Raw genomic sequence first — 10,731 nt, 5'->3', positions numbered from 1 at the left:
CCGCCAGGAGATCGAGCGCTCCGCGATCGGGGCGACCCGCGCGGATCTGCGGCAGGCCGTTTCGCAAGCGCTCGCCCTCCTCGCGGAAGCGAAGACGATCAACCGAGAGCTCTTCATCGTCTCCGATTTCCAGAGATCGGATCTCGAGGCCTGGCAGGCGGAGAGCCGCCAGAGCGGCGACAGCGCGACCGTGAAGATCCCGGAGGCGCTGAGCCGGGCCGCGATGGCCGGACCGCGCGTCTATCTCATCCCGGCACGCAGGCTCTCCATCGACAACCTCGCGATCGAGCGGCTCAGGCTCGATCCATTGGGGGCGGGGCCGGAAGGCGGCGCGCGTCTGATCGTCACCGTGTCGAACGAATCCGAGAAGGAGGCGCGCGATGTCGTTCTGCGCGCGCTGAGCGATGGGGAGAACCCGGAAGCGCTCGGCGAGGCCTACGTCACCGTGCCGCCGATGGGCAGAACCGAGATGAGCGTCCTCCTGCGCAGGCTCCCCTCGACCGGAGGGCTACGCGTCGCTCTGGCCCCCGATCCTCTCCCCGCGGACAATCAGGCTTTCCTCGTGACCGAGCAGCCGGGAGTGCGCACGGTCCTGGTCGTCTCGGGGGCCCCGAACCCGGAAGAGGATCCCGCGGCCCGCTATGTCTCTCTCGCCCTGGATCCGAGCGGCACGCATGAGTTCTTCAGCGTCGAGGCGATCTCAGCCGACGCTTCGGGGCTCGCGGCCGCGATCCGGGCCGACGCGGTCATCCTGCTCGATCTGGGCCGCCTGCCGGAGGCCGCGCTCGGGCAGATCGAGCGCTTCCGCGCGGAGGGCGGAGGCCTGCTCATCGTGCTCGGGGAGCGGACCGATCCGCGAATGTACAACTCGACGCTCTCCCGCAACTTGGCCGACATCGAGCTGCTCGGGTCCCGGGGCGAAACCGAGGGACCGGACGCCTACCGCAGCCTCAGGGTGGCCGCGACGGGCCATCCGATCTTCGACGGATTCGGAACCGCCGCGGGGGAGAACCTCTCGGCGGCCAAGTTCCGGCGCATCTTGGAGGGAAGGCCCGGGCCGGAGGCGCGCGTGCTCGCCGAGTTCTCGGGAGGCCTGCCCGCGCTGATAGAGGATCGCGGGACGCTCGTGTTCACGTCCTCGCTCGACGGCCGCTGGAACGATCTGCCGACCAGCGGGGCCTTCCTGCCGCTGCTCCACAGGATGATGCAGTACCTGATCGCGCACGGCGGCGGACGCGATCGCCTGCTGGCGGGGGAGATGATCGAGCATGCCGTCGACATCGATCGCCTGGGCGCCCAAGAAGCTCTCATGATCGACCCTCAGGGCGCGCGCTCGGCCATGGAGCGGTCCGAGAGGGAAGGCAGGATCTGGCTCAAGGGTCCGCCCACGAGGTCTCCGGGAATCTACGAGATCGCGCGGACCGACGGGGCTCGTCTCGGGCTCTTCGCGGTGAATCTCGACGCGCGGGAGTCCGATCTGCGCGTCGCCCCCGAGGCTTGGCTCCGGGACCTCTTCGAGCCTCCGGCTGCGATCCTCGCGCCGGATGGAGAGATCACCCGGGATCTGCTCGAGGAACGTCATGGTCGCGAGCTCTGGCCCATCCTGCTTATGATGGTGCTTGGCTTGCTGGCGGTGGAGAGCCTCGTGGGAAGGGGCAAGATTCTTCCGTAGGTCGGCATGCGGAGAGGGCCTGCTTGAACGAGAGGAGAGGTCTGAGATGAAGAGATTCGTTTCCTATGCGATGGTCGCGATCCTGTTGGCCGGGAGTATCGGCTGCGCAAGCCTCACCCGGAAAGAGAAGGGACTGATCATCGGCGGCACGGCCGGCACGGTGATCGGCGGGGTGATCGGCAAGCAGGCGGGCAACACGGCCGCCGGCGCCATCATCGGGGCGGCCGTCGGAGGCGCCGCGGGAGTGGTCATCGGCGACTACATGGACAAGCAGGCGGCCGAGATGGAGAACGACCTGGAGGGCGCCAAGGTTGAGCGTGTCGGCGAGGGCATCAAGCTCACCTTCGAGTCCGGAATCCTCTTCGACGTCAACAAGGCGGAGCTCAGGCCGGCAGCGAAGGAGAATATCGAGAAGCTGGCCTCCATCTTCGCGAAGTACCCCGACACGAACATCCTGATCGAGGGGCACACCGACTCCGACGGAACGGAGGAGCACAACCAGCTTCTCTCCGAGCGCCGGGCCAAGAGCGTCTCGTTCTATCTCGCCTCGCGGAACGTCGAGAGCGGCAGGATGTCGACGATCGGTTACGGCGAGACGCAGCCGGTCGCCGACAACGCCACGTCCGAGGGAAAGCAGGCCAATCGCCGGGTCGAGGTCGCCGTCATGGCGAACGAAAAGCTCAAGAAGGCCGCCGAGGAGCAGGCTCGCAAGGGATAGGGACGTCGAGCGCCCGTGTCCGCGCTCCATATCGATCGCCTGCCGACGGCGGTCGCGGCGGTGCTCTTCGCCGCCGTCCTGGTCTGGTTCATCAGGCGCGCCCGCAGAGGCGGGTCGATCTTCATCCGGAGGATCGCGGGGCTCGAGGCGGTCGATGAGGCGGTGGGTCGGGCGACCGAGATGGGTCGCCCGATCCTTTACTGCCCCGGCCTCGACCCGATGGAAGAGGTCGCCACCGTAGCCAGCGTCAACATCCTGGGCCAGGTGGCGCGCAGGGCCGGGCAGTACGAGACCCGCCTCATCATGCCCAATCGCGATCCGATCGTGATGACCGTGGCCCAGGAGGTGGTGCGCGAGGCCCTCACCGAGGTCGGACGTCCCGACCTCTACGATCCTAACGACATCTACTACACGACCCAGAGCCAGTTCGGCTACGCGGCCGCCGTCTGCGGCACGATGATGCGCGAGCGTCCGGCGACCAACTTCTTCATCGGTCACTTCTATGCCGAGAGCCTCGTCCTCGCCGAGACCGGCAACGCGACCGGAGCGATCCAGATCGCCGGGACCGACGCGGACTCACAGCTCCCCTTCTTCATCTGCTCCTGCGACTACGTCCTGATCGGGGAGGAGCTCTACGCCGGCAGCGTCTATCTCTCGCGCGAGCCGCTCCTGCTGGGCGCACTCAAGGGCCAGGACGCGGCCAAGGCGATGATCCTCTTCGCGCTGCTCGCGGGCACGATCCTCGCGCTGCTCGGGGTCGATGTCCGCTCCATCCTCGAGTGAGAGATGAGGGACAAGCGATGACGGGGCGAGGTTGAGGGTCTGGCGAATGGGAGATCGGCCTTGAAGAGCACCGGCCCCGTCATTCTCGGCTTCCTCGTCGGGATGCTGATGTTCATCCAGTACTTCACGCCCGACAAGTGGATCGAGGCGCGCTATAACAACGTGCTCGACTGGAAGCAGGTCGTCTTCGGCATCACGCTGATTCTCGGCGTGGTCAGCCTCTTCCTTTATCACTGGCGGAAGATCGAGAAGCGCGAAGCGGGCTGGCTCTACTCGATCGTCACCGTCGCCGGGCTGCTCCTCATGATCGCGGGGGCCATCGCCTTCAGTCCCCAGAGGGGGCCCTACACCTGGCTGTTCGATTACGTGCAGTCCCCGATGCAGTCGACGATGTTTGCGCTGCTCGCCTTCTACGTCGCCAGCGCCTCCTATCGCGCCTTTCGGGCGCGGAGCTTCCATGCGGCCCTGCTCCTGACCGCCGGGGTCATCGTGATGCTCGGCCGGGTGCCGCTCGGCGAGCTGATCGGCTTCAGCGCCGGCGAGAAGACCTACTCCCTTGCCACCCTGTCGACCTGGATCCTCGATTACCCCAACATGGCCGCCAAGCGCGGGATCATGATCGGCGTCGGCCTCGGGATCACATCGACCGCAATCAAGATCATCGTAGGAATCGAGCGCACCTATCTGGGTAAGGGGGCGTGATGGCCGGCCGGAGGAACGACGAGGGGCTCCGCGGGACCGGCCGTTTCCAGGACATCCTGGTGAACCTCGATCGGAGGATCATCTTCCTCGCCATCGCGGCGGCAGTCGCTTTTCCGATTCTCCTGCCCCTGAACCTCCCGATCCAGGTCTCCAACGAGGCGCGGGCCTACTTCGAGGAGATCGAGCGGCTCTCCTCGGGCGAGGTCATCCTCCTCAGCCTGGACTACGAGCCCGATACCATGGCCGAGCTCGATCCGATGACCCTGGCGACGCTGCGGCACGCCTTTCGGAAGGACTTGCGCGTCGTCGCCATGACCACCTATGCCGGCGGAGTCGGGATCGTCGAGCGGATTCTAGGGGAGGCGTCGCGGGAGTACGGCAAGGCCTACGGCACCGACTACGTCTTCCTCGGCTACAACCCCGACTGGTCGGCGACGATGCTGCGCATGGGCGAGAGCATCAAGCGGACCTATCCGACCGACCATTACGGCCGCCGCACGGACGAGATCCCTCTGCTCTCGGAGGTCGATTCCTACGAGCAGATCGCCCTCGTCGCCACGATCGCCGCCAGCGCTCTCGCCGAGTACTGGGTGATCTGGGCAGGGGGGAAGTACAACGAGAAGATCATCACCGGGAACACTGCGATCCAGGCCGTCCTGATCTATCCCTACTACCAGACCGGCCAGCTCTCCGGCTTCCTGGGCGGGCTCAAGGGCGCTGCGGAATACGAGAGGCTGATCGAGCGGGATGGGGCCGGCGTGCGCGGGATGGACGCCCAGTCGATGGCCCACCTGCTGATCGTCTGTTTCATCATCGCGGGGAACGCGGGGTTCCTGATCCAGAGGAGATCGCAACGGCGCGCTAGGGTCGGCGGAGGCGACGCCTGATGTGGGGCGATCTGGGCATTGTGGTCGCGGGCCTCCTCACCCTGGCGATCTTCTCGCTCCTATACAAAGACAACCCGGTCTACAAGTTCGCCGAGCACCTCCTGGTCGGCGTCTCGGCCGGATACTACGTCGTCCACTATTTCTACTCGTCGGTGATACGCAAGTTCTATGTGCCCGTCTTCCAGCAAGGCGACATCTGGCTTCTTCCGGGAGGCGTGCTGGGGATCCTGATGCTCGGCCGCCTCTGGAAGCGCTTCCAGTGGATCAGCCGCTACGCGATCGCCTTCTATGTCGCCGCCTGGTCTGGTTACCTCATCCCGTCCGTGCTTCAAGAGCGGATCCTGGTGCAGATCGCCGGGACTTTCCCGCCTGCTGTCGGCGAGGCGTCCCTCTGGACGATTCTCGGCGCGATTCTGATCCTCGTTGGGGTCGCATCGATCCTCGTCTACTTCTACTTCAGCGCGGAGCACAGGGGGGCGGTTGGACGGATCTCGCGGATCGGGATCGTCTTCCTGATGGTCGGCTTCGGAGCGTCCTTCGGCTACACCGTCATGGGCCGCGTGAGCCTTCTGATCGGGAGGTTCCAGTTCCTGTTCGAGGATCTTCCCAAGAGCCTGGGGCGCGTGGGCCCGTAGTCTCGCTCAGCTTCTCTCCCGACCGCAGAACTGACAGGCCTACTTTGGCGGCGCCGGAGCGCATCTGCTCCAGGATCGTGGGCTCCTCGCAACCCGCGCCACCGAAGGAGACGCAGCCGGTGCATTGATCGACCTGACGTCGGAGCGCGCAGGCCCTGATCTCGCAATCATCGCGACCACCGCCCGCCCGGCATCCGGGGCATGCGACGGCTTGTTTCAGGGCGTCAAGAGCCTCCAGAAAGCGATCCCACTCGATGCCTATGGCGGCAAACTGGGGCGCGTCGTAGGCGACGAGGAGCTCGCGCAGTTCCGCTCCCCGCTCGCCTACCGAACCGTTGCCAACGGCGCAGCTCCCGCACCAGATACCGCAGAACCCGACCTGGTCGCGGACGCGTTCAAATGCCTCGCGGTTCGGCTTCATCTCCATACCGGGTCTCCTTCAGAGGCAGAAGCGCGGATCCCCTAACTCATCTTCCCCAACCACCCGCGCCGCTCCATCCACTTCGCCAACTCGAGCACGGGCGAAACCGTAAGAGCCACGGCAACGATGATGGCCCAATCCAGAAGCGGCAGGCTGAACGTGCCGAACGGCTCATGCAGGAAGGGGACGTAGATGATCGCGGCCAACAGCAACAACTCCCATCCAATCGCCAGATTCAACCACCGATTGGCGAAGGGCCTATTCAGCACAGAGTGGCGATCGGAGCGGAAGTTGAAGGCCTTGAAGAACTGAATCAGGACCAGCGAGACGAACGTCATCGTCATGGCCTGTTCAATACTGCGTCCGGAGTTCAACGCCCAGGCAAAGAGGCCCAAGTTGACCAGAGCCGACCACAGACCGCCCACCGCCATCAAGGTGATCACCGGCCGGGTGAAGATGCCCGTTCTCGGATTTCGCGGCTTGCGGAGCATCAAGTCGGGTTCAGGCGGGTCTACGGCCAGAGCCAGTGCGGGCAAGCCATCGGTGGCCAGATTGACATAGAGGATCTGGACGGCGCTCAGAGGCAAGGGCAGGCCGACCAGTGTCGCCCCGGCCATCAGGACGACCTCGCCGATGTTGGACGAGAGCAGGTACATCAGGTACTTCTTGATGTTGCCGAAGATGCCCCGTCCCTCTTCCACCGCCGCCACGATAGAAGCGAAGTTGTCATCGGTGAGCGTCATGGCGGCGGCCTCTTTGGTCACGTCCGTGCCGGTGATGCCCATAGCGATGCCGATGTCCGCCTTCTTGAGCGCCGGCGCATCATTCACCCCGTCGCCCGTCATCGCGGTGATGTGGCCCTTCTTCTGCAGGGCCGTGACCACCCTCAGCTTGTGCGCCGGAGACACGCGAGCGTAGACTTCGATGTCGTCTACTTCCCGCTCGAACTCGACCTCGCTCATCTCCTCCAGTTCCGCGCCGGTGACGACGCGGCCTGTCTTGAGCAGGCCCAGTTCGCGGGCTACCGCTTGCGCGGTCACTGGGTGGTCGCCGGTAATCATCACCGGCTTTATTCCCGCCCGCTCGCATTTCTGAATCGCGGCCTTCGCCTCCGGGCGCGGCGGATCGATCATGCCCACGAGACCAAGAAACGTCATCTCGCTCTCGGCGTTCGCCAGGGATGCGCCAGGCTTGGAAGCGACGGCCAGAACCCGCAACGCCTGACTCGCCATCCGGCGGGCCGCTTGCAGAATCTCCTCCTTGCTGCTCGGGTCGAGCGGCGCTTCGCCCTCGTCGGTCACCCGGCGCGCGCAGGAATCGAGGATGACTTCCGGCGCGCCCTTTGAGAAAGCAACGACACCTTCGGGGCCGGCGTGCAGCGTGGTCATGCGCTTGGTTTCGGAGGTGAACGGAATCTCGTTCACGCGGGGGAACTGAGACTCCAGGTTGGCCTTCGATATCCCCGCCTTGGCGGCAGCCACCACCAATGCTCCCTCGGTCGGGTCGCCCTTCAGATGCACGTGGCCGTGAGCCTCGCTCTGGACGATGTCCGTGTCGGAGGCGAGAGCGCCGGCCCGCAGCAGCAGTTTCAGCGCCTGGGGCGGCTCAATCCGGACGCCGTCTCGCGAGAACTGACCGTCCAGCTCGTAGCCCGCGCCCGAGATCTGGAGGATCTGCCCGGCCACGAAGATCTGCCGGGCCGTCATCTCGTCTTTCGTCAGCGTACCGGTCTTGTCGGAGCAAATGATCGAAGTGCTGCCGAGTGTTTCAACGGCCGCCAGGCGGCGCATCAGCGCATGACGCTTGACCATCCTCTGCACGCCGATGGCGAGCGAGATGGTGACGACGGCGGGCAAAGCCTCTGGAACAACGGCAACGGCGAGAGCGACGCCGAAGATCAACATCTCTATGACGGGTTGCCCACGGAACAGGCCGAGGCCAACAATGACCACCACGACCACCAAGGCGGCCCGTGCTAGGGCGTGTCCGACCTTGTCCAAGCTCTCCTGCAAAGGGGTCTTGCCGGTCTCGATCGTCTGAAGCATCAGGGCGATCTTGCCGAACTCCGTGCCCATGCTCGTCGCGACGACAACAGCGCGGCCTCGCCCATATGTTGCCGCCGTGCCGGCGTAGGCCATGTTCTTCCGGTCGCCCAAGGCCAAGTCGTCGCCGCTGAGGGCGTCGGCATGCTTCTCCACAGGAACCGATTCGCCGGTAAGGGCCGCCTCTTCCACCTGCAGATTGACGGCCTCGATCAACCTGACGTCGGCGGGCACTCTGTCACCTGCTCGCAGGAGGATCACGTCGCCCGGCACAAGATCCCGCGCCGCCACCTCCACTTCAGCTCCATCACGGACGGCTGTCGCCGTCGGCGCGGCCATTTGACGCAATGCTTCGATGGCCCGTTCCGCGCGGTACTCCTGCACGAAACCCAAGAACACAGCAAACAGAACAATGACGGCAATGGCGACGGCTTCAATCCCATGTCCGAGGAAGATCGAGAGCACGGCTGCCGCGAGCAGAATGATAATCAACACGTTCTTGAACTGCTCAAGGAGGATCATCCACGGCGAGATGCCGCGCGCGGCTTGCAGTTCATTCGGCCCGTGCTCTGTTAGACGCTGGGCCGCCTCAGCTCTTGTCAACCCGGCGGGTGAGGACTTCAGCTCCGCGAGGACGGACGCGCTTGAAAGGGTATGCCACGGGGGGAGCCCGTCTTTGAGTTCAGGTTTCATTGGTTTCTCATGAGAGGGGCAACAGGGATCGGAGGCACGTATCGTTCATAGCGCCTGGTTCGATGGCAGTTCTTCTGTCTTCTGAACAGTGATGTAGCGATGAAGCTCGTCAGCGTGCCGTCTCGCGCGTTCTTCGACGGCTTCTTGCGTGTTGTAAACGTTGGGGATGAAGATCATCCCATGCGAGGCGATGGGCCGGTGATACCGCATGCCCGTCAGACTGGCCATCTGCCGCAGTGGCTTCAGCAGTTCGTTGATGGTGAAGTTGTTGTATCCGCCTTCGCGATAGGCCTCTGCCGGGCCCCCGATGGTGAGAGAGGCCAGGAAGTCCTTACCCTTGAGCTTGTCGCCAGTGGAGCCGTATGCGAAGCCATAGGCGAGGACTCGATCCATCCACTCCTTCAGGATGCCGGGCACGCCATACCAATAGAATGGAAACTGGAAGACGACAGAGTCGACCCTCAGTAACGCATCCTGCTCCTCCGCCACCTGGAACTTGAAGGATGGGGACTCCTGATAGAGGTCCTTGATCGTGACTTGCGGGATGCCTCTGACCCGATCAACGATGATCTTGTTGGCAAGCGACTCTTCGGCCAGATTGGGATGAGCAAGGACGATCAGCGTTTTCATGAGTCCTCCGTCGGCTGATCAGAAGCCTGGTTCGGCTCGTCCGGACCACTTGGCGGCAAGGCAAGGAAACGCAACTCGTCCAAGTCCATGATCTCCTTCGCTGGCATCCCCTCAAAAGGCGAGTAGGCGTTCCATAACTGATGGATAGGGTAATGCACATGGAACGGGTCGATTGTACTCAGATCTCGCGCGATGAGGAAACAGAATGGACGAGCCGGGACTGACATCCTTTCGGCCAGCTTCTCGAAGCGCTGAGCGAGTGCCTTGGACTCGCTTACCGCGGCAGGTCCCAGGCGGGGGAAGATAGCCTCCTCGGCTTCTGCCGGAGTCGCCTCGACCCAGAAACAGTCGAGCGGCTCGGCGTTGCGAGTCGTGCCGCGATACCTGCAATCGCGCCAGAAGCAACGAACGAGCATCGCGGCACCCGTCCCACACGCGCTATGGCCGGAGGTCGAAGCGGTCTAGGTTCATCACCTCGATCATAGCAAACCCGCTTGCGCATCTCGGGGCGTCATCGACCGCTTCTGGGCTCATCCGAATCCCGCCGCTCCCGACGGGTACCGGCGAGGACTTACTCCGAATCTCCACTCAGTAGCCTGCCTCCAAATGCGATGCGCCCGATAAGCGGTGGATCATAGAGGATATGGACACTCTCGACCGGCCGGTCGCAGACCCGCGCGATGGCCTCAGCCAGGGCCGAGACCTCTTTCCTGAGGTCGGGCTCTGGTGGCAAGGTCGCCTTGCGGACGTGAACGAATACCGGCTGAATGCCGGGATCGGCGGCACAACCGTTCTCGGAATAGCAGTCCGAAGACAGCCTGTGGAGGCGAACCCATGTGTGGCCTGGAGGCGTCCGAAAGACGGAGGCCGCCGCGTCGGCGAAGGCTCCAGAGAGGCCTGAAGGAACTCCTTCGCCGGGGTGGCAGATCATCTCGATATCTAGGATCGGCATTGGATTCCCATTCCTCCTACTGTGGGCCCAACGGCGGGGTCAGCAGCGATGCGGAAGCGTCACCCGCTGTCAGGCTCGGTCCTCTCTACTCGCTCCCACCACGCGCGCGCGAAGCTTGACGTTGGATCTCAGGTGAAAGGCGGTGGCCCAGGAGACGAGGAAGAAAAGCGCGGCAAAGAGACCTGCGGAGAGGAACGCTGCCCCGAGTCCGCGCGGTACCAGTCGGGTCGTGACGGCGGAGGAGCCAATCCAGAGAAGAACGAACACGACGAAGCTGAGAATCGAGATCGCGGGCGTCCAATCATACCTGAGCAGGGCGCGACAGCTTGGGCACGAGACCCTACCGCCAGAGAACCAGGCAAACTTGGAAGCCCAGAGGCTGATCTCACTACCACATTCGGGGCAAGCGGAGACTCGGCTCATTCATCCACCTCCTTCTGTGTCTTGGTCGCATCAGCGGCGGCGCGCAATGAACCGCCCCGGGATTACCGGAGACTCCATTTCATGAGAGGATGGGGTCATGGCTAGAGCAAGCAGGTATTCACCGGAGGTCCGGGAACGGGCCGTGCGGATGGTTTTGGAGCACGAGGGGGAGC

Annotated in this window: 9 protein-coding genes; 5 read left to right on the top strand and 4 right to left on the bottom strand. The window is 64.1% G+C overall.

The genetic code is table 11. The features are described from left to right. The first annotated feature begins 1,718 nt into the window (after window positions 1–1,718). The 5 genes from FJY88_08780 to FJY88_08760 are packed head-to-tail and all read left to right on the top strand — an operon-like array spanning window position 1,719 to window position 5,397. Complete coding sequence (locus FJY88_08780) at window positions 1,719–2,390, top strand: OmpA family protein (protein ID MBM3287427.1); 672 nt, start codon at window positions 1,719–1,721, stop codon at window positions 2,388–2,390. Window positions 2,391–2,405: 15 nt separating this feature from the next. After that, entirely contained in the window at window positions 2,406–3,173 is a 768-nt protein-coding gene (locus FJY88_08775) for a hypothetical protein (protein MBM3287426.1), read from the top strand. 60 nt (window positions 3,174–3,233) lie between these two features. Further along, on the top strand, window positions 3,234–3,875 hold the full coding sequence (locus FJY88_08770; GenBank protein MBM3287425.1) for a hypothetical protein: 642 nt from the start codon (window positions 3,234–3,236) through the stop codon (window positions 3,873–3,875). Beyond that, window positions 3,875–4,762, top strand: a complete 888-nt coding sequence (locus tag FJY88_08765; GenBank protein MBM3287424.1) for a hypothetical protein — start codon at window positions 3,875–3,877, stop codon at window positions 4,760–4,762. The genes FJY88_08770 and FJY88_08765 overlap by 1 nt, the downstream gene beginning before the upstream one ends. After that, window positions 4,762–5,397 carry a hypothetical protein gene (locus FJY88_08760; protein MBM3287423.1) on the top strand — a complete coding sequence of 212 codons (636 nt, stop codon included), beginning with the start codon at window positions 4,762–4,764 and terminating at the stop codon, window positions 5,395–5,397. Before FJY88_08765 ends, FJY88_08760 begins: the two co-directional genes overlap by 1 nt. Here the strand turns inward: FJY88_08760 and FJY88_08755 are convergent. From FJY88_08755 to FJY88_08740, 4 genes are read right to left on the bottom strand one after another with little or no spacing between them, the layout of a single operon-like run. Then, window positions 5,312–5,824, bottom strand: a complete 513-nt coding sequence (locus FJY88_08755; protein ID MBM3287422.1) for a DUF3795 domain-containing protein — start codon at window positions 5,822–5,824, stop codon at window positions 5,312–5,314. The genes FJY88_08760 and FJY88_08755 overlap by 86 nt on opposite strands. A 35-nt stretch (window positions 5,825–5,859) precedes the next feature. Next, window positions 5,860–8,553 (bottom strand): cation-translocating P-type ATPase, encoded by a 2,694-nt coding sequence (locus tag FJY88_08750; protein ID MBM3287421.1) that lies wholly within the window; start codon window positions 8,551–8,553, stop codon window positions 5,860–5,862. A gap of 45 nt (window positions 8,554–8,598) precedes the next feature. Beyond that, entirely contained in the window at window positions 8,599–9,183 is a 585-nt protein-coding gene (locus FJY88_08745) for an NAD(P)H-dependent oxidoreductase (GenBank protein MBM3287420.1), read from the bottom strand. After that, a complete protein-coding gene (locus FJY88_08740) occupies window positions 9,180–9,599 on the bottom strand; it encodes a hypothetical protein (protein MBM3287419.1) in 420 nt (139 codons plus the stop codon). The genes FJY88_08745 and FJY88_08740 overlap by 4 nt, the downstream gene beginning before the upstream one ends. Between the last annotated feature and the right edge of the window lie 1,132 nt (window positions 9,600–10,731).

It is taken from the genome of Candidatus Eisenbacteria bacterium (genome assembly GCA_016867495.1).
In the GTDB taxonomy this organism is placed as follows: Bacteria; Eisenbacteria; RBG-16-71-46; order CAIMUX01; family VGJL01; genus VGJL01.
This window is presented reverse-complemented; position numbering and strand designations above follow the sequence as displayed.

What these genes read in the sequence shown, in the direction of transcription:
- FJY88_08740 (MBM3287419.1), bottom strand. Translation starts at nt 9,599, where the DNA reads ATGCTCGTTCGTTGCTTCTGGCGCGATTGCAGGTATCGCGGCACGACT.
- FJY88_08745 (MBM3287420.1), bottom strand. Translation starts at nt 9,183, where the DNA reads ATGAAAACGCTGATCGTCCTTGCTCATCCCAATCTGGCCGAAGAGTCG.
- FJY88_08750 (MBM3287421.1), bottom strand. Translation starts at nt 8,553, where the DNA reads ATGAAACCTGAACTCAAAGACGGGCTCCCCCCGTGGCATACCCTTTCA.
- FJY88_08765 (MBM3287424.1), top strand. Translation starts at nt 3,875, where the DNA reads ATGGCCGGCCGGAGGAACGACGAGGGGCTCCGCGGGACCGGCCGTTTC.
- FJY88_08755 (MBM3287422.1), bottom strand. Translation starts at nt 5,824, where the DNA reads ATGGAGATGAAGCCGAACCGCGAGGCATTTGAACGCGTCCGCGACCAG.
- FJY88_08780 (MBM3287427.1), top strand. Translation starts at nt 1,719, where the DNA reads ATGAAGAGATTCGTTTCCTATGCGATGGTCGCGATCCTGTTGGCCGGG.
- FJY88_08760 (MBM3287423.1), top strand. Translation starts at nt 4,762, where the DNA reads ATGTGGGGCGATCTGGGCATTGTGGTCGCGGGCCTCCTCACCCTGGCG.